The organism is Qipengyuania aurantiaca (genome assembly GCF_019711375.1).
Taxonomy (GTDB): domain Bacteria; phylum Pseudomonadota; class Alphaproteobacteria; order Sphingomonadales; family Sphingomonadaceae; genus Qipengyuania; species Qipengyuania aurantiaca.
The window spans coordinates 1754240-1772500 of the sequence record NZ_CP081295.1 but is presented as its reverse complement, the minus strand read 5'-3'; the positions used below and the strand labels follow the sequence as shown (position 1 = coordinate 1772500).

The 18261-nt window shown below is 61.0% G+C and carries 13 protein-coding genes (1 of these 13 running past the window's edge); 4 read left to right on the top strand and 9 right to left on the bottom strand.

Going from position 1 to position 18261, the window contains the following annotated elements:
* Both K3148_RS08580 and K3148_RS08575 read left to right on the top strand, forming a co-directional pair.
* Positions 1-801 carry the 3' portion of an ABCB family ABC transporter ATP-binding protein/permease gene (locus K3148_RS08580; RefSeq protein ID WP_221424421.1) on the top strand. It extends 1008 nt beyond the left edge of the window, so the window shows 801 of its 1809 coding nt (coding positions 1009-1809); its start codon lies off the left edge, out of view; the stop codon is at positions 799-801.
* A gap of 103 nt (positions 802-904) precedes the next feature.
* Entirely contained in the window at positions 905-2410 is a 1506-nt protein-coding gene (locus K3148_RS08575; protein WP_221424420.1) for a SulP family inorganic anion transporter, read from the top strand.
* A 408-nt stretch (positions 2411-2818) separates the two neighbouring features.
* Here the strand turns inward: K3148_RS08575 and K3148_RS08570 are convergent, their stop codons facing one another.
* The 4 genes from K3148_RS08570 to K3148_RS08555 are packed head-to-tail and all read right to left on the bottom strand — an operon-like array spanning position 2819 to position 5603.
* On the bottom strand, positions 2819-3193 hold the full coding sequence (locus K3148_RS08570; RefSeq protein WP_247711527.1) for an ACT domain-containing protein: 375 nt from the start codon (positions 3191-3193) through the stop codon (positions 2819-2821).
* Between the two features lie 29 nt (positions 3194-3222).
* Positions 3223-4521, bottom strand: coding sequence for an ATP-dependent protease ATPase subunit HslU (hslU, locus tag K3148_RS08565; protein ID WP_221424418.1), 1299 nt, complete (start codon positions 4519-4521; stop codon positions 3223-3225).
* Positions 4522-4529: 8 nt separating this feature from the next.
* Positions 4530-5090 carry an ATP-dependent protease subunit HslV gene (hslV, locus tag K3148_RS08560; protein WP_221424417.1) on the bottom strand — a complete coding sequence of 187 codons (561 nt, stop codon included), beginning with the start codon at positions 5088-5090 and terminating at the stop codon, positions 4530-4532.
* 42 nt (positions 5091-5132) lie between these two features.
* Positions 5133-5603, bottom strand: coding sequence for an outer membrane protein assembly factor BamE (locus K3148_RS08555; protein ID WP_221424416.1), 471 nt, complete (start codon positions 5601-5603; stop codon positions 5133-5135).
* Between the two features lie 176 nt (positions 5604-5779).
* On the opposite strand from K3148_RS08555, the gene K3148_RS08550 reads away from it, so the two are divergent.
* The gene (locus tag K3148_RS08550; RefSeq protein WP_221424415.1) at positions 5780-6298 is read left to right on the top strand and encodes a ubiquinol-cytochrome C chaperone family protein; all 519 of its coding nucleotides are present in this window, start codon (positions 5780-5782) and stop codon (positions 6296-6298) included.
* The gene (locus K3148_RS08545; protein ID WP_221424414.1) at positions 6295-6828 is read left to right on the top strand and encodes a YceD family protein; all 534 of its coding nucleotides are present in this window, start codon (positions 6295-6297) and stop codon (positions 6826-6828) included. The genes K3148_RS08550 and K3148_RS08545 overlap by 4 nt, the downstream gene beginning before the upstream one ends.
* Positions 6829-7046: 218 nt before the next feature.
* Here the strand turns inward: K3148_RS08545 and K3148_RS08540 are convergent, their stop codons facing one another.
* The 5 genes from K3148_RS08540 to K3148_RS08520 form a co-directional block, all read right to left on the bottom strand.
* The gene (locus K3148_RS08540; protein ID WP_221424413.1) at positions 7047-13805 is read right to left on the bottom strand and encodes a peroxidase family protein; all 6759 of its coding nucleotides are present in this window, start codon (positions 13803-13805) and stop codon (positions 7047-7049) included.
* Positions 13806-14169: 364 nt separating this feature from the next.
* Positions 14170-14853 carry a LuxR C-terminal-related transcriptional regulator gene (locus K3148_RS08535; protein WP_221424412.1) on the bottom strand — a complete coding sequence of 228 codons (684 nt, stop codon included), beginning with the start codon at positions 14851-14853 and terminating at the stop codon, positions 14170-14172.
* Between the two features lie 384 nt (positions 14854-15237).
* Complete coding sequence (locus K3148_RS08530) at positions 15238-15966, bottom strand: SCO family protein (RefSeq protein ID WP_221424411.1); 729 nt, start codon at positions 15964-15966, stop codon at positions 15238-15240.
* Positions 15963-16994: a multicopper oxidase domain-containing protein gene (locus K3148_RS08525; protein WP_221424410.1), complete on the bottom strand. Its 1032-nt coding sequence runs from the start codon at positions 16992-16994 to the stop codon at positions 15963-15965. The genes K3148_RS08530 and K3148_RS08525 overlap by 4 nt, the downstream gene beginning before the upstream one ends.
* 24 nt (positions 16995-17018) lie before the next feature.
* Positions 17019-18158: a multicopper oxidase domain-containing protein gene (locus K3148_RS08520; protein WP_221424409.1), complete on the bottom strand. Its 1140-nt coding sequence runs from the start codon at positions 18156-18158 to the stop codon at positions 17019-17021.
* Positions 18159-18261: the final 103 nt, after the last annotated feature.

Sequence of the window (18261 nt, the reverse complement as noted above, 5' to 3'; positions counted from 1 at the left end):
ATCGACACGCCGGTCGAAGTTTCGGACAAGCCCGGCGCGCCGGCGCTTGTGGTAAAGCGTCCGACCATTACCTTCGACCATGTCCATTTCGGCTACGAGCCGGAGCGGACCATCCTTCATGGCCTGACCTTCGAGGTTCCGGCGGGAAGCAACGTGGCCATCGTCGGGCCTTCCGGCGCGGGCAAGAGCACTATCGCGCGGCTGCTGTTCCGTTTCTATGACCCGCAGAAGGGGCGCATTCTTGTAGACGGGAAGGACATCACCACGGTCACACAGGAGAGCCTGCGCAGCCATATCGGGATCGTCCCGCAGGACAGCGTGCTGTTCAACGACACCATCGGCTACAACATCGCCTATGGACGCGAGGGAGCTGAGGAAGAGGACATCATCGCCGCCGCGCGCTCGGCCGCGATCCTGCCCTTCATCGAGCGCCTTCCCGACGGGTTCGAGACCGAGGTCGGCGAGCGCGGGCTGAAGCTTTCGGGCGGCGAGAAGCAGCGCGTCGCCATCGCGCGCACGCTTGTGAAAGACCCGCCGATCCTGCTGCTCGACGAGGCGACCAGCGCGCTCGACAGCCGGACCGAGCAGGACATCCTGCGCACGCTCAAGCAGGTGAGCGCGCATCGAACCACGCTGGCCATCGCACACCGCCTGTCGACCATTGCCGATGCCGACCGCATCCTCGTGCTCGACCACGGCAGGCTGGCCGAGATCGGCACGCATAGCGAACTGCTGCGGTACAACGGGCTCTACGCCGAAATGTGGGCACGCCAGCAGGCCGAGGAAGCGGCGATCGAATAGCTATTCGAGCTTTGCGGGGTTGTGTTGCACTGCACAATCGCTAGTAGCGCCCAGACCTTCCGGGTGCTAACGCGCGCCCTCCTTATATAGCTGGACAGATATCATGCCCAACCTCGGCGCGATCAAACGCGACTGGTTCTCCAACATCCGTGCAGACGTGCTGGCCGGCATCGTCGTCGCCCTCGCCCTGATCCCGGAGGCCATCGGCTTCTCGATTATCGCGGGCGTCGATCCGCGTGTCGGCCTTTACGCATCGGTCGCGATTGCCATGGTCATCGCCTTTACCGGCGGGCGTCCGGGCATGATCAGCGCTGCGACGGCCGCGGTTGCCGTGGTTGTCGTGCCGCTGGTGCGCGATCATGGGGTGGAATATCTCTTCGCCGCGACGATCCTGATGGGCATCTTCCAGGGCATCGCCGCCCTGCTGCGGCTCGACCTGCTGATGCAGTTCGTTTCGCGCTCGGTCATCACCGGCTTCGTCAACGCGCTGGCGATCCTCATCTTCATGGCGCAGCTGCCGCAACTCGACCCCACCGCCGCCGGCATCGGCTGGATGACTTACGCGATGGTCGCAGCCGCACTGGCGATGATCTACATCATTCCCCGCTTCACCACTGCCGTGCCCAGCCCGCTGATTGCGATCATCGTCCTGACCGCGCTCACCATCTGGCTCGACGCGCCGGTGAACACCGTGTCGGACATGGGCGAGCTACCCGAAGGCCTGCCCTATTTCGCTTTACCGGATGTCCCGCTGACGTGGGAAACGCTCGCCATCATCGCCCCCTATTCGGTGACCATGGCCGCCGTCGGCCTTCTTGAATCGCTGCTGACCGCGCAGATCGTCGACGACATGACGCACACCGGCTCGAACAAGCGCCGCGAGAGCGCGGGCCAGGGCGTGGCCAACATCGTGGCCGCCATGTTCGGCGGCATGGGCGGCTGCGCGATGATCGGCCAGTCGGTCATCAACGTGACCAGCGGCGGGCGTGGACGCCTATCGACCTTCACCGCCGGCTTCGCGCTGCTCATCCTGCTCGCCGTGCTTGGAAACCTTGTCGGCCAGGTGCCAATGCCGGCGCTGGTGGCGATCATGATCATGGTGAGTATTGGCACCTTCTCGTGGAACTCGATCCCCAATATCGGAAAGCACCCGTGGCAGTCGAGCGTCGTGATGGTCGTGACGGTCATCACCGTGGTCGCGACGCACAATCTTGCGCTCGGCGTGCTGGCAGGCGTGGTCCTGTCGGGCGTGTTCTTCACCCACAAGGTGATGACCATGTTCGAAGTGGTGCGCGAGCGCGAGGGCGACACCGCCACCTACCGCGCCAAGGGCCAGATCTTCTACGCCAGCGTCGAGCGTTTCGAAGCCGCGCTCGGTCCCGAAAGCACCCAGAGCGACCCAGCCGACCACGTCATCATCGATGTGAGCAAGGCCCACTTCTGGGACATCAGCGCAGTTGGCGCGCTCGACAAGGTAGTCGAACGCATGCGCCGGAATGGACGAAGCGTGCAGGTCGTCGGCCTCAACCGTGCGAGCAGCGACTTGGTCGACAAGTTCGCGCTGACCGACAAGACTGGTGTGGAGATCGGGCTGGCGCCGCATCCGTAACCGGTCAGGCGGCCTTTGGGTGGAAAGCGGGCGTCGATAGCGGTTCAAGTCTCAAAAAAACTCGGCGATAAGAAAGGCAGTGCCAACAATGAGCATTGCTACATTGAATGTCGTCGCTAACCAAAACATGAAAGGGTGCGTCGACCGATCATAACAGGCGACTGGTACGCCGACGGCATCCATGACTCCTGTTCTGAAACCACGCACCAACTCCCACCCGATTAGCGGTAGTCCGACCAAGAGTATTAGTACGAAGGCAGCATCACGCATTACGGTCCCTCACGGCGGCAAGCCTATGTCGATTGGCCAATCAAGCTAGGCGATTAGCATTCAGACCAATGTCTGCAATCGGGTCGTTAGCAGCCGTGAGATAATGTCCGATTTCGGGTGTCGACTGAACGTCGCAAGTCAGGTCGCGGAAGCTGAAAGCTCTTGCAATACGCCAAGCGCCTTCTCACCGCGCGCCGCTTGCACAAATGTATGGTCGTGATGAAACGCTGCCACCATATTGCAAGCGATGTCCGCATCTGCGAGCGCGCATGACACGGCGGCCGTCAGCCCGACGCCTTCCAGGTCCGAATGCACCATCAGCGTGATGCGCGCGAAATCCGGGCCTTCGATGCCCAGTTCGTCCGCCAGTTCGGACGGCACGATGGCCGTCACGCCCTCGTCCTCGCGGAAGGTCCCGATCGCTGCGCCCAGGAGCTGCGGTGCGGTGTCGGGGCTGGCGAGAACGAAGCGCCAGCGCTGCGTATCGAGCCGGGGCTCCATGGCGGCGATCATCGCCTCCCTGTCGCGCACCGGCCCGGCCATTACAGGATATACTTGCTGAGGTCGGTATCGCCCGACAGATCATCAAGCCGCTCGCGCACATAGGCGGCGTCGACCGTGATGGTCTCGCCCTTGTGCTCTTCGGCTTCGAAGCTGATGTCCTCGAGCAGGCGCTCCATCACCGTCTGAAGGCGGCGGGCGCCGATGTTCTCGACGCTTTCGTTCACCCGCGCGGCGATTTTCGCCACTTCGGTGATCGCATCGTCGGTGATGTCGAGCGTGACCTCCTCGGTCCCGATCAGCGCCTTGTACTGCTGCACGAGGTTGGCACGCGTTTCGGTGAGGATGCGCACGAAATCTTCCTCGGTCAGCGCGCGTAGCTCGACGCGAATGGGCAGGCGGCCCTGGAGTTCGGGCAGCATGTCCGAAGGCTTGGAGACGTGGAACGCGCCGCTAGCGATGAAGAGAACGTGGTCGGTCTTCATCGGACCGTATTTGGTAGCCACGGTCGTGCCTTCGATCAGCGGCAGCAGGTCGCGCTGCACGCCTTCACGGCTGACCGAGCCGCCGCGCACATCGCTCACCGCAATCTTGTCGATCTCGTCGAGGAAGACGATGCCGTTGGTCTCGGCGTTCTCCAGCGCGACGCGGTTGACGTCGTCCTGGTCCATGCGCTTCTCGGCCTCTTCCTCCACCAGCCGGTCCCACGCATCGGGGACCTTGAGCTTGCGGCGCTTGAGGTTCGACTTGCCCATCGCCTTGCCGAGCATATCGGAAAGGTCGATCATGCCGACATTGCCGGGCATGCCGGGGATTTCCATGTTCGAGCTCGGCTGGTCCTTCACATCGATTTCGACCTCGGTGTCGTTCATCGCGTTCTGGACGATACGCTCGCGGAAAGCCTCGCGGGTCGCTTCGCTGGCGTTCTCGCCGACAAGCGCGTTGAGCAGGCGCTCCATCGCGGCCTGGCTAGCGGTTTCGCGCACGGCCTCGCGTCGGCGTTCCTTTTCGAGGCGGATGGCTTCTTCGGCGAGGTCGCGGGCGATCTGTTCGACGTCGCGGCCGACATAGCCGACCTCGGTGAACTTGGTCGCCTCGACCTTCACGAAGGGAGCTTCTGCCAGCTTGGCGAGACGGCGGCTGATCTCGGTCTTGCCGCAGCCGGTGGGACCGATCATCAGGATGTTCTTGGGCGTTACCTCGTCGCGCAGATCGCGGTCGAGGCGTTGGCGGCGCCATCGGTTGCGAAGCGCCACGGCAACGGCGCGCTTGGCGTCCTTCTGGCCGATGATGTGTTCGTCCAGCGCGGCGACGATCGCCTTGGGTGTCAGATTGTCCATGTATTCTCTCAGACCTCTTCGAGGGTCACATTGCCATTGGTGAAGACGCAGATGTCCGCGGCGACTTGCATCGCCTTGCGGGCGATGGTCTCCGGATCGTCTTCATATTCGGCGATGGCCTTGGCCGCCGCGAGCGCGTAATTGCCGCCCGAGCCGATGGCTGTGATGCCGGCTTCGGGTTCCAGCACGTCGCCATTGCCGGTGAGAACGAGGAGGTTCTCCTTGTCCGCCACGATCATCAGCGCTTCCAGATTGCGCAGGTACTTGTCGGTGCGCCAGTCCTTGGTCAGCTCGACCGCGGCGCGCAGGAGCTGGCCGTTATACTGCTCGAGCTTCTTTTCCAACCGCTCGAACAGGGTGAAGGCGTCGGCGGTCGCGCCGGCAAAGCCTGCCACGACCTTGCCGCCCTCACCGATGCGGCGAACCTTGCGCGCGTTGGGCTTCATCACCGTGTTGCCCATGGACACCTGCCCGTCGCCTGCGACGACGATCCGGTCCCCCTTGCGCACACCGATGATGGTGGTTCCGTGCCACTGGACGAGGCCGTGGCGATTGTCTTGGTCACTCATGCTGCGCGATATGGGGTGCGCAGCAAAGCGGTCAAGGCGCGCCTAGCGGCCCGGACCCTGCTGGCCGCCGAGACCCGGCTGGCCGACCGTACCGATGTTGCCGAACAGGTCTTCGAGGAAGCCACGCTCACGGCCCAGCGTCGGCGTCTTGTCGCCATCGGGCGTGAGGTAGACCACCTCGTCCATGCCCGAACGGTCCGCAGCGATCACGCTGCCATCGGGGCCGAACTTTACGGCCAGCACCTGGTGCTGCTGGATGCGCGGACGGACGAAGGGTTTGCGCCCCGTGGTCGAGGACACGTAATACCAGGTCGGTTCGCCGAACTGGCTGGTGAAGGTCGGACGGCCCAGCGTCATTTCGACGCTGCGCTGGTTGTCGATGCCCGGCTGGACGGAATTCAGCAGCGTCGAATCGACGACATAGCCGCGGGTTTCGCGGATCGAGGAGCAGGCGCCAAGGCTGAGGCCGGCGGCAACGAGCGCCGTTGTGGCAAGGATTTTGGTGACCCTCATGGGAACTGCTTCGAACTCCGTAATTCCTGGCGCGCTTGGCCTTGTGGCCGCTGCGCCCTATATGCGCGAGCGATGCCCTAAACCGCCGCGCTCCAGCTTGCAACGTGGCAGTTGCGAAGCGGTGGGGATGGCGGCTTGAATTGCCGCTGAACAAGCTAACAGGAACCCATTCTCCCATGTCTTTCTTCGCCCGCCTATTCGGAACCCAGACCGACCCGCGCGAACAGTGGCGCCCCTTGTGGCACAGCATCGTCGAACAGGCGCGCGAGCCCGACTGGTACCGGATGTGCGGCGTGGCCGACACGGTCGAAGGGCGCTTCGACATGGTCACGCTGGTGCTCAGCCTCGTCCTCTTGCGGATGGAGCGCGACGAAGAACTCGCCCCGCACACCGCGCTGGTGACCGAACTGTTCGTGGAGGACATGGAAGGCCAGCTGCGCGAGGCGGGCATCGGCGATCCCACTGTCGGCAAGAAGATCGGCAAGCTGATGAGCAGCATGGGCGGCCGGCTGGGCAGCTATCGCAAGGCCCTGGCCGAAGAAGACCGCGCCGCGCTGGCCGAGGCGCTGAAACGCAATGTCACCATGGCGCAGGAAGACGAAGCCCACGCGCTGGCCGAACGGATGATTCGCCTGCACAAGCGGCTGGAGCGGACCGAGAGCGATGCGCTGCGCCGCGGGGAGATCGCCGCATGAGCGACCACAACGAACTCGTCCGCCTGATCAAGCCCCGCGCCCTTCCGGCCGGCGTGCTGGAAATCGAGGCTACTGCCGACGAACGCGCCGCCTTGTCCCAACGCTTCGGTGTAACCGCAATCTCCGCGCTGACCGCCACGGCCGCTTTCGGGGAGAAGGACGGCGCCGTGCTCGTCGACGGGACCTTGCGGGCCACGATCGAGCAGCCCTGCGCCGTCACGCGCGATCCGCTGGCTTATGAGTTGGAAGAGGCCTTCTCGCTCCGCTTCGTGCCGCCCCGCGATCGGGGTGACCACGCGGACGACGAGGAATTCGAGCTGACCGCAGAGGATCTCGACGAGATCGAATACGAGGGCGATGCCTTCGATCTTGGCGAAGCGATCGCTCAGGAACTGGGCCTCGCCATCGATCCCTATCGCGAAGGCCCCGGCGCCGACGCCGCGCGCGACGAAGTCGGCATTGAAAGCGACGAAGAGCGCAAAGCCAGCGGCCCGCTCGCCGAAGCCCTGTCGGCGCTGAAGAAAGACTGACCGCGAATAAAAAGAAGCCGGAGCCGGGGTGTGCGCCCCGTGCTCCGGCTGGACGAAATCGGTTAGGGAAGAATTCGAAGGTTTCCTTCGAAGGGGGCAGACTTCGCCCACCCGATATCGCCCTTAGGCAGTCCGCAGGAATTCGGATCCAAACCCCGCGGCCTTCGACACGGTGATACCGGGGTCCGGGCCGAAACCCGGGCCCCGGCTGGACAACCTCAGAAGAGGAAGGTTTCGAAGAGTCCGTCTTCGAAGGGGGCGAACTTCGCACTCCCGAGATCGTCCTTGTTGAAATCCGCAGGACCCTGTCCGAACGGGTTGGCATGGGCCCAACCGCTCGAATCTGCCATCGGGCTACGGTTCGCTTCGATGAAGGCGGTGAGCGCCTGGAACACGTCCGAAGACCGTGCGCCGGCTTCCCAGTCGCCGCGCATTTCGGCGATGAGTTCGCGGAAGGCTCCGAGCTGGACGCCATCGGCGAAGGTCACTTCATCCTGCGGACGAAGATCGCCGATCACCTGGTCGAACCCTTGCGTGGCATCGAACTTGATGCGGTGCGGTGAGGTCAGCTGGGTGATGTTGACAAGGTCGTTGCCCGCGCCGCCGTTGATCGTGATCGTGTTCAGATCGAGGCTGGTCGGAGTAAAGTCGCCAACTACGTTCACGGTCGCACCGCTGGCAGTCACCCCGCCGTTGGCCGTCCCACCCGAAGCGACATCGATCGAGTCGATCACGATTTCCTCGATATTGTCGAGTTCGGCGATGATCGAGGCGTTGTCGGTGCCGTTCAGCGTCACCACGATCTCCGTGTTGCTTTTGAGACCGGTAATACCAAGAGCCAAAGCCTCGGCCCGCGTGATAATGGTATATTCCTCACCGGCCCCGGCGGTTAGCTGCCAGGTATCGATGCCCACACCGCCATTCACAAAGTCGCGCCCATCTGTGAGACCGACTTGAAGAATTAGATCGTCCCCTTCATGGCCGAATATCGTGTCGTTACCGGCACCGCCTGAGAAGGTATCATTGCCTCGATACCCTCCGAGCTTGTCATCACCATCCATGCCCGAAAGGGTATTGTTGGCGTTGTTGCCCCAAATTGACTGAGAAAACTCATTCCCAGTCAAGTTAATCGCGGTTGTGGCCTTCGTAACCAAAACCTCGACTTCAGCGCCGGCAGTCAGTTCATAGCTACTAAGTGTTACCACATGGTCGCGCCCTTCGCCGAGCGCTTCTACAACCACATCGGATTCGGAGTTAACATAGAAATAGTCGTCTCCCATTCCGCCGTGCATCACGTCGTCATCATAGCCTCCGAATAGGTGGTCATTACCCTGGCCGCCGAACAGCGTGTCATTGCCGTGCCGACCAAAAATAATGTCGTCGCCTTCCTCGCCGGATACGACATTTGATCCGCTATTCGCTTTGATCTCGTTACCGAATTCGTTGCCGGTCAAGTCTATGTCAGCCGCGCCCCGCGCAAAAAGCACTTCGATCTCGGAACCGGCAGAAAGCGTGTAACTTACCAGTGTTCCGACAAGGTCTCGATCACCCTCGCCAATACCCTCGAGTGCTATATCGTCCCCGTTGTCTAAATAGTAAGTATCATTACCCAATCCTCCAGAAATGACGTCGACCCCAGCACCCCCATATAAGATGTCGTCGCCTTCACCGCCAAACATTGTGTCATTACCTTCCCGGCCAAACATAGTATCATTACCACCCTCCCCAGAAAGAATATTGGCACCAATATTACCTCTTACTTCATTGCCGAACTCGTTCCCCGTCAAAGTGATTCCGCTAGTCCCCCGCGCGAACAGGACTTCAATTTCCGAACCGACTTCAAGTGCATGGTCTACGAGCGTTCCGACAACATCGCGGTCTCCCTCCCCCACGGCTTCGAAGGCGACGTCAGCAGAATCATCGAAATAATAGCGATCATTGCCGAGCCCCCCACTGATAATGTCGGCCCCCGGTCCACCGTACAGTATGTCATCGCCTTCCCCGCCCTCGACCACATCGTCTCCAGCCAAGCCATACAGAACGTCGTTTCCTTCGTTTCCGTCAAGAGAATTAGAACCAGCATTTCCGCGCACGACATTGGCAAACTCATTACCGTCGAGATCGATGTCGTCGGTGCCGACGGCGAAAAGATTTTCGACTTCGGCTCCGTTGGTAAGCGCCCAGGTTACCGACGAGCCAACGCGATCATTCGTACCTTGCCCGATGCCTTCAATCACGACATCGTCCGCATTGTCGACAAGATGCAGGTCGTTGCCGAACCCGCCGTCGGTGGTGTCAACGCCGAGGCCACCATCGAGGACATCGTCTCCGGCGCCTCCGGTCAGCTGGTCCCTTCCAGCATTGCCTGACATAGACTCGCCGATGGCGCTGCCGTGTGCGATGTCATCACCCCCGGTTCCGATGAAGTCGGTGGCAACACCATCGCCCTCCCAATTCACACCCACCGGCTGGGTCATCGCCGAATAGAGCGTGTTGATGAAGCCAAGCCCGTCTTCATAGATGAAGGCCGCCCGCAGGAAGAGCCCGGCCTGGGCACCGAATTCGGTACCGGCAAGGTCTTCCGGCGTGAAGTCGGGGCCGACGGCTCCCGGCACATCCTGCCAATCGACGGCGTTGCTCGAAACCTGCCACTGAATGGTGGAAGAAACGATGCCGTTGATGTCGGAAATGCCGGACACATCGGCGCTCACTACTTGGCCTTCGGTTGGCGAATTGTCGCTCAGGATCGCCGCACCCGCCGCGTTCGGATTGAGCGAGGCCACGCTGACCGTCTGGTCCGCAAACTGCAGGAACTCGATGTTGTGCAGTGTGTCCATACCATCCGAGAAGCGCGCTCGACCGGTGAACGGATCGTCCACGCCTGCCGTCGGAGTGATATGGGTGACCATGATCCCCTGGCCGTCCGGCGCAGCGGTGATCTGGTAATTTGCGAAATTGTCGTAGTAATACGCCGTATCGATGTCGCCAGCGAGGCCAACGTCCACGATTTCACGGACGATATGCATCTGCAAGGGCGAAACCGTGCCATCGAGCAGGTGAGCCGAAAGCGCCTTGGTCACGCCGTCGATCGTCACCTGGTTCTTCAGGCTGGTGGTCGTCGCGATCTCGTTGACGCCCGCCTCGTCCATGATGCTGATGCGGACGTTGAGGCGAAGGTCGCCGTCGATGTAGTCGTTGCCACCACGACCGTCGAAGAAGTCGCTGCCGGCGCCGCCGAACATAATGTTGCCGCCATCGAAGACGATCTCGTCATCGGGAGCATCGCCGCGCGGTGCCAGCCCGAGCGCCTCGCGGAGACCCGCGATGCGATCGACACCGGCCTGGGTCAGCTCATCGTTGATCATGTCCAGCCCGGCTTCGCCGCCCGTGCCACGATCATCGCCGCGGAGGACATCGTCGTGGCGCGAACCCGACAGCGCTTCCGTACGATCGAAGCGGTTGCGCAGGATATTCTGCTGTTCGTTGACGAAGATGCCAACGCTCATGTCCGCGTCTCCCGCAACGGGGGAACCCTGGTAGCTGGCCCAGTCGAAGCCGAACATGCCTTCGTTGCGCATCACGCTGATGCCCTGGACCATGATGTCGTCACCGGATTCGGCGTCGAAGTCATGCTCGTTGTCGCCGGCGAACATCACGTCGTGGCCAATGATCGTCGAGTTGAAGAAGAGCTCGGAGTTGTCGCCAGCCGTGACGTCGAAACCGCCACCGCCTTCGATCCAGTCGTCGCCCTCGTTGCCGAGCAGGAAGTCGGCATCGTCGCCGCCGAGGATGAAGTCGTCACCCTCGCCGCCGAAGACCTCGGTCGTGTCAACGCCGACGATAAAGGCATCCTTGCCATCGCCGCCCATCAGGACGTCAATGCCGTTCGAGTTGGCGATCACGTCATCGCCTTCCTCGCCCTTGATGAAGTCGCCGCTGTCGCCGCTGTCGGTGATGATGTCGTTGCCGGCACCGCCGACGATCAGGTCGACGCCCGCGCCGCCTTCGATCCGATCGTTGCCGTTGCCGCCCCAGATCCCGTCATCACCGCCGCCGGAGATAATCGTGTCATCGCCAGCGGTGCCGTTAATGGTGATGTGATCCGCACCGATATACTTGATGTAATTCACCTCGACTTCGGGCGTCGCCAGATCGTCGCGCTGGACAAGTGTCTGACCAAGCGCGTTGAGGATCGGGTCGTCATGCTGCGGATCGGCGCCGATCTGCTTCGTGGGATCGACATGCAGCACATGGGTTGCCAGCGTGAAGGCGTCGACATGCCCATGGAAATTGAGGATGTCGTCCGCCGTGCCACGGATGCCGTCCGGACCGGGATCGGTCAGGTCGGTGTTGGCCTGGATAAGCTTGGAGAAGGCGTTGTTCTCAAGCTCATTCAGCAGGTTGAGACCCTGGGTACGCGACAGGTAGTAGAACCGGTCGTTGTCCTGCAGGATTTCCATCTGCGCTTCGAACACGGCGTTGAAGGTCGAGCCGAGGAAACCGCCGAAGACCATCGGCGCTTCGGCAAGGCCGCCGACCCACATATCGATGTCATTGACGCCGGTATCAGCGGCAGGACCATTGAGGAAGGCAAGGCGGGCAGCGGTCTGCTCCGCCGTTTCCCCGGGCATGCCGAGCACCAGGTCTGTCGCAGCGGTGCGGCGCGCCTCCACATTGTCGCCCGCATCGATGATCGACTGGTGCGTGCCATAGGCCGCGATGAAGTTCACCACCGAGAGCGGGTTCTTCAGGTTCTCGGCAAACTCGGCCCAGCTCGCATAAGGCGTGAGGAAGGTGGAGCCGGTCGCTTCGAAGAGTTCTGCGCGCGCCTCGTTCAGGGTCGGCATGCCGGTGTCGCGGCCACGGGCGATGTTGATCGCCGCAAGGTCCAGCGGGAGGCCGAGAAGGTTGTTGCGCAGGGCATCGGTGATGAATTCATCGATGTGGTTGCCCGGCTCCAGGCTCAGCCCGCGGAAGATTGCGCCAGCCGCCTGGTCGGCCGAGATGCCGCCATCAAGGTCGAAAGCCACCGGATTGAGGAAGGCCTCGATCAGGCCCATATTGTTCCCCCAGGCTTCCATGTCGGTCACCGGGACCTCGTTGCCGAGCTCGTCGTAGAAAACGGGCTCGCCGAGATCGTTGAGGAACATGCGGTTCACGTCCTCGGTCAGCATGGAGTGACCGAAGCGATAGACGACGTGGGCGAACTCGGCGAAAATGGCCGGGTTGATATCGGTCGTCGTGTTGAACACGAAGGGATCGATATTCGGCTGCAGCCGGCGCCCGAACTCTTCGAAGACGAGGTGCTGGTACTGCATCTCGGTCGCGAATTTGGCGACCTGGAACAGGCGTTCGCCATCCCAGTCGAGCGTCGCGCCGTAAGCCACGATCTGCGCATCGGAGAGAGCCGCCAAGCCATCGACTTCCGGCTGGGTCAGGTCGACATCCAGCCATTCGTTGATGAAGGTGAGATCACCCGACTTCAGGATTTCCAGCTTGTTCGCCTCGACCTGGCGATTGTGTTCGGAGTGGAACACGTGGTGGACCGCAGTGAGCGCGATATTCTCGTTCCCGCGACCGTCGCCGGTGATGAAGTGGCGGTCGAGCAACTCGTTGTCGTACTCGAGATTTTCGCCGCGAGTGCCGACGGCCACCGCATTGCCGGTGTCGAGATCGGCGTCGGCGGCAAGGTTGCCTGCGTTGAACACCGGCGCAGCGTTGTGCGCAATGTCATCGAGGAAGGCATGAGCCGTCCGCACCGGGATGACGGCCATTCCCTCAGGGACACCCTCCGGCGGGATTTCACCCGCCATCCCGGTCAGGAGGTGCACGGGATTAGCTGGAGAGCCGCTGACGACCACGTCGTCTGCGGTGTTGGGAATGCCATCAGCCCCGATGCCGACGACTACCTGGGGAAAGCCGTTTTCATCAGGAATGAAGTTACCGTAAGGATCCGAACGGATCAGCGGGATCGAAAGGACGTCCGCGTCGCTCAGCACGATGCCGAGCACGTCGAGGGCCTGCGCCTTGACATCGGCCCAGGTTGCCAGACCGCCATTGGCGCCTTCGAGCAGGTGGCCGGTCGCCTCGGGGCGGCCGTTGACCATCTCGTATTCGCGCATGAAGATCTGCTTGGATGCGTGCGAACCATAGGTCTGGTTCTGGTCGACGAACGGGGTCGTCGTGTTGATCGTCTCGCCGTTCTCGTCGACCTGGGCGCGGGTCATCACCATGAAATTGGTGCGGCCGTCATCGGCGGTGAAGGGAATGCCATCGGCGCCGGCGTCGAACAGGGGGTCGTCCGGCTGGAGCGGGACGTAGACCGTGCCGTTGTCGCCCTTCGGGATCAGGTCGAGACCGTGATCGAAGAACTGGCCGAAATAGGTCATCCAGGCGTTGAAGGGCGCGGACAGTCCCTCGTCGGGTGCGGTGTTGGGGATCATCAGACTGTCGCCCTGAAGGCTCAGCCCATAAGTCCCGGCCAGCGCGACGAAATCGTCATACGTCATCAGCCCGCCTTCATAGTCGGTCCACGCGGCGTTGATCGCCGAAACGGCGGCCATTGCATCGCCTTCGTAACCCGTCTGGGTCAGCGCGGCGGAAATCGCAGCGGGGTTGCCGGCCGTCTGGTCGAGTATGAGGTTGGAGATGATGCGCGGATCGGCGTCGGCCACATCGCCGGCTGCGCCGTAATTGGTGTTGGTGACCGAGAAGGTCGGACCGAAGGACATGACATCGCCGTCCTGGTCGTCGCGATAGTTCGGTGCGAACATGCGCGGCAGGACCTCGTCCGAAGCGCCCCAGCGCTCGCGGCCTTCGACCAAGTTGTTGTAGCTGCCGTCTACCGTGCGCAGACCATAGGGCAGGTGGTAATTGCCCAGGATGTCGACGAGATTTTCGCCCGCGGCGTGTCGTTCGGCGATCTTGATCTGCTGGAGAATGAACTCGAGGTCATGAAGATTGAGTTTTACGGCCATTGTACTGCCCCTTCCACAAATGGGCAGCGGAAGGCGCGCACAATCGCTCACACAATTACTTGTGTTTCTCGAATATTGTGATTTCCCTCCGCGCCCCGCTCTGCACGTTCTTTTCGACTCGTGCGTTAGTGGTACCAGTAATCCTACGAAGAGGGAGATTCGTCTATTACACTGACGGACTAAATGAAATCTTATTGATTATAGATAGCTCGCGGGATTCTAAGACGAGTTCATTATACCCAAGGGTATAGACCGTATGATTTTGATGTGGGGCAAAGAAAAATGCCGCAGCACGTTATGTGCTACGGCATCGGAACTCCCGTCCGGAGTATCGGGACCGGCTACGCCCTAAGCCAAGACAAGACTAGGCCGTGGCAGGGCTGAGCAGTTCGGGAAACGGCAGTTTGAGCGCGCTGTCGGCGGCGCGGTCCTGCTGCGCCTGCTGAAGGGCCCGCACGGCGGCGACACGGTTGTGCACGCCGAGCGCGCGATAGGCCGCGTTGACATGCACCTTCACCGTGCCTTCGCAGATGCCCAGCTCGCGAGCGATTTCCTTGTTCGACTTGCCCGTGGCCATCACGGCAAGGACCTTGCGCTGGCGGCGCGTCAGCTTGCCGACCGACTGCGTGCGCGTGGCTGCGCTCGCCTGTTCGGTTGTGAGCCTGCATAGGTAGGGCCGTCCTTGGCCGATGACCTGGACAGCTTCCGCGATCTCTTCAGCCGACCGAGACTTCGCCAGGCAGCCCATGACCCCCGAGGCAAGATACTCGAGCGCGATATCGCGGGTCGCGTTGTCGACCAGCACGCACAGCCGCGTGTCCGGATAGCGCCGCAGGAGATCGGCAATGCCTTCGGGCCCTTCCAGCCCGGCCAGGTGGACATCGAGCACAATGACCGTCGAACGGCCTGCCGGCATGAGCCCCACGAGTTCGATAAGATTGGCGACTTCGCTTATTTCAGCGGCTTCGCCCGAATGTTCGAGAAGTGTCTTGAGTCCGATCCGGCTCAAGGCATCGCTATCGGCGATTACGATCGATTGAACTGTCATTACCCGCCCCATTGATTACTGCACGGAAGCGACCCGGGCGATTATCAGTGCGACGCAGTCATGTTTCGGGCTTTCCCTGTCCCGCCAACCAATTTAGACGTTACTAAATTAGTACTATATAATTCTTTTCACTACGTTTTATGTATTACCAGAGTTACCTCTTTCGGGCAACGTCTCTGGTTACACATAATGCAACGAAACGTTGCCCCTGTCGAACCCATGCGCACTTTTCTCGGAATAACAGGATCTTAGGGTACCTACTTAGGTGTTTTGCCGTTACCGACGGCCTATAACGAAAGAGGCGGGACCCACCGGCCCCGCCTAATGTTCGTTCAATTTGACGCGCTTTTTCAAGCGATTCGCGCGGCTCCGAGCCGAGTCGTCTTAGCCGATATCGCCCCCGCACGTGCCCCTCAGATACCGCCGTTTGACAGCTGCGAAGTCCACTTGCTGCCTCTCTGCCTGCGAAAGATCCTGCACGAGCGACACCAGCGCGTCCGCACCCATATCGTGATAGCCATAGGCCGCCACGAACGTATCGCGCCCGAGCAGGTAGATCATCGAGCTATGGTTGATGCTCAGGCCCTGCTCTCCGCGATGAGGAACCGTGTGCTCGCGCAGCACGTGATAGGCCATCGTGGCCTGGGCCAGTTGCGCGCGATTGCCGCTCAGCACATCGAGCTGGCCAGCGTGCCGTTCGTAGAGGTCGGACTGGGCCATACGCATCGGCCAGTTGTAAGCGTGCCGGTGGTCCTTTGCTGCCAGCCGGAGCGGCTGCGGCGGGGCAATCGGATGGACCTCGATATCGACGAAGGCCGCGCGTGCGGCAATGCCCGCCTCGCGCAGCTCGCGCGCGGCCCGGGCCATCATCGGCGCGGCCTCGCGGCACGAACCCTTACAGCGCGCGTAGCCGAAATAGAGCATCGTCCAGCGGCCGAGGAAATAGGACTGGTCGACCGGCCGGCCGCGCCAGTCGGCGAAGTCGAACCAGCCGCCCATTTCGTCGGGCGCGGGCTGTTCGTCGCCGAAAACGGAGACCGCCTGGGCGAGCTTCCGGCGCTGGTCTTCGGGAACCACGTAGGATTCCGAAATGCGGATTGCCGAGCGTCTCATACTACCCTGATCCTTCCTTTCATCCGGCCCTTGCCGTTGTTGTGGATCTTGCCGGTGATCCAGTCACGGAATTGAAAATACACTGGGAAATATCCGGTCTTCTTCGCTTCGATGATGAAATCGTAGCGTTGCGCCGTTGCCATCTCGAGCGGGCGGTAGGCAGGCAGCATCTGTGTGGATGGGCACCAAGGATAGCGCCCCCAGGCATGTCCATCGGCAGCGACGATTTCTACGTCATGTGAAAACTGAATACGCAGTAGCGAATAGCTGGCGTTAAGGAGGCGAATAAGAACCCGTTCTCCCTGCTGCGCCACGATCTCCGTCTTTCGGCTGTAGTGTGCCTGCTCGCCCCACATGCCCGATAACATGAAATATTCCGGTCGGTAGATGTTGAGGCCGGCATCGATGCCGCACAACCCCGCGTCGTGCGCATCGATCAGATGCCAGCGCGGATCCACGGAATGCGCCGCCCAGATTTTCTCACTATCGTAACCGGGACCACCGGAGAAAAGTCGTTTGTCATGTTCGTCGTGATCTTCAGGGTAAACAATAAGCGGGCCCCACATGCCCAGTTCGAAGTGCAACGCGGTGTTTCGGTGACAATGATAGAAGAAAGTGCCAGGGCGTGAAGGCCTCCACTGATATGTGTAACCATCTCCCACCTCGAAGGACACATGACCGACGCCATCGTTTGCCGTCGAAGGCTCTATGCCATGATGATGGATCGTATGGGGACCAGTGGCCGTTGTCAGATGTGTGTGAACAACGTGGTTCTCCTTCACAAGCATTGCTGGCGCTGGATGCACCAGCGTCTGGAACGGCTTATTGGGATCGGTATCGCGGAAGGTCCAGAACCTTATTTTACGGCCATCGGGTGCTCGCTTGTCGACCTTTTTTGCACCGACGCGCCAGATCTCGATATCCGGATTCACCCTGTCGGGCGTCGCAGGATCGGCCTTGAAGACATTACAACCGAAGGTCGCGTAATCGACTTCGTTGCCTATCGCTGTGTCTGACCAGTCAACCATTGTTTGCTCCCGTCGGATCGCTGCTCAAAGCGCTCCGGTCATTTCCCAGTGAGTGACGGCACCCTGCGGATAATTTCCCCCACCAGCCGACTGTGATAGTTCGAAGTGGCAGTGCATCACATATTTGAGAGGGAAGGGCTCATCGCGCGGCGGCCAGACGGCGGCGTCGGGTGGCCGTTCGAAAGGCAGCAACATGTCGATGCGCTGCATCGGCCGCAGCAGCCAAGTATCAAGTTCGTAAATATTCTCACTAATGTATCGCCGGCCCTTGTAATCGGTTTCGCAGATCTCAAAGCAGTGGTTGCCGTGAATGTGAACGGCATGATTTGCGAGGCCCGCGTTGAGACATCGCAACAGACATGGTTCACCTTGACGCCCCGAAGGCATGATACGTCCAGCGGGCCCCTCATGCGGCTTATCCTCTGAATCGTGATGCGCGGTATCGAATCCCGAAAGACCATTGATCGTGAAGTAGCGCGGAGTGAATTTGTTGCGGATTGCTTTCGAATCGATGCTCTCTCCAGCGGCGAAACTCGCGTTGAGCGATGGGTCGATTTGAGAGAATAGCCAGACTTTGTCGCGCGTTTCGTCGCCAGCGATCCAGCCTGATCCCGGAAACCGCGGGTGATTACCGAATGCTTCGAAGAGCATTTGCAACTGGGGGTTGTGCTCCTTTTGGGAATAAGGTGTTTGCGCGCCACCTACCGTGCGCCCTTTATTTGCCGGCTCCACGACAAACACGCCGTGCAGCCCCATTAATCGGTGCAATGGCCCCTTTGTACCGTCGAGGTACATATAGGTACCCGCGGCTGGGGCTATAAACGTCCTCGATGCTGTTTCACCGGGTGGGATCGGAGGTATCCAGGTTCCCGATGCGGCGTGGATAACGAAACCGTGCGGGCGGTGATCATTATTAGTCACCGTAATGGTGATTTTCTCACCCTCCTCTACTCGCAATTCTGGTGACGCGTTATCGAAGCCGCGGAAAAACTGAAGCGTGTAGACCACAGAGCCGTCAATCAGCTCCATGTTCGCTTCTTCAATCGTCAGCACGAAATCGGTCTCCGTGATGGTATTGTTCGCTCTGCTTGGTATCGGAGAAAGACCGACCGCCGCCACTGCCCCGCCTGCGGCTCCGACTTTCAGGAAACTACGTCTTTGCATTGTACCCACCCATGCTTGGCGGGTCGGGGGAATCGATGCGCTGCCCTCTGACGGGGTTCGCAGACATCGCTCCGGCACTACCGCCTGGTCGTCCTGCGGGGTG

What these genes read in the sequence shown, in the direction of transcription:
- K3148_RS08545 (WP_221424414.1), top strand. Translation starts at nt 6,295, where the DNA reads ATGAGCGACCACAACGAACTCGTCCGCCTGATCAAGCCCCGCGCCCTT.
- hslU (WP_221424418.1), bottom strand. Translation starts at nt 4,521, where the DNA reads ATGGACAATCTGACACCCAAGGCGATCGTCGCCGCGCTGGACGAACAC.
- K3148_RS08575 (WP_221424420.1), top strand. Translation starts at nt 905, where the DNA reads ATGCCCAACCTCGGCGCGATCAAACGCGACTGGTTCTCCAACATCCGT.
- K3148_RS08530 (WP_221424411.1), bottom strand. Translation starts at nt 15,966, where the DNA reads ATGAGACGCTCGGCAATCCGCATTTCGGAATCCTACGTGGTTCCCGAA.
- K3148_RS08535 (WP_221424412.1), bottom strand. Translation starts at nt 14,853, where the DNA reads ATGACAGTTCAATCGATCGTAATCGCCGATAGCGATGCCTTGAGCCGG.
- K3148_RS08550 (WP_221424415.1), top strand. Translation starts at nt 5,780, where the DNA reads ATGTCTTTCTTCGCCCGCCTATTCGGAACCCAGACCGACCCGCGCGAA.
- hslV (WP_221424417.1), bottom strand. Translation starts at nt 5,090, where the DNA reads ATGAGTGACCAAGACAATCGCCACGGCCTCGTCCAGTGGCACGGAACC.
- K3148_RS08570 (WP_247711527.1), bottom strand. Translation starts at nt 3,193, where the DNA reads ATGATCGCCGCCATGGAGCCCCGGCTCGATACGCAGCGCTGGCGCTTC.
- K3148_RS08525 (WP_221424410.1), bottom strand. Translation starts at nt 16,994, where the DNA reads ATGGTTGACTGGTCAGACACAGCGATAGGCAACGAAGTCGATTACGCG.
- K3148_RS08520 (WP_221424409.1), bottom strand. Translation starts at nt 18,158, where the DNA reads ATGCAAAGACGTAGTTTCCTGAAAGTCGGAGCCGCAGGCGGGGCAGTG.
- K3148_RS08555 (WP_221424416.1), bottom strand. Translation starts at nt 5,603, where the DNA reads ATGAGGGTCACCAAAATCCTTGCCACAACGGCGCTCGTTGCCGCCGGC.
- K3148_RS08540 (WP_221424413.1), bottom strand. Translation starts at nt 13,805, where the DNA reads ATGGCCGTAAAACTCAATCTTCATGACCTCGAGTTCATTCTCCAGCAG.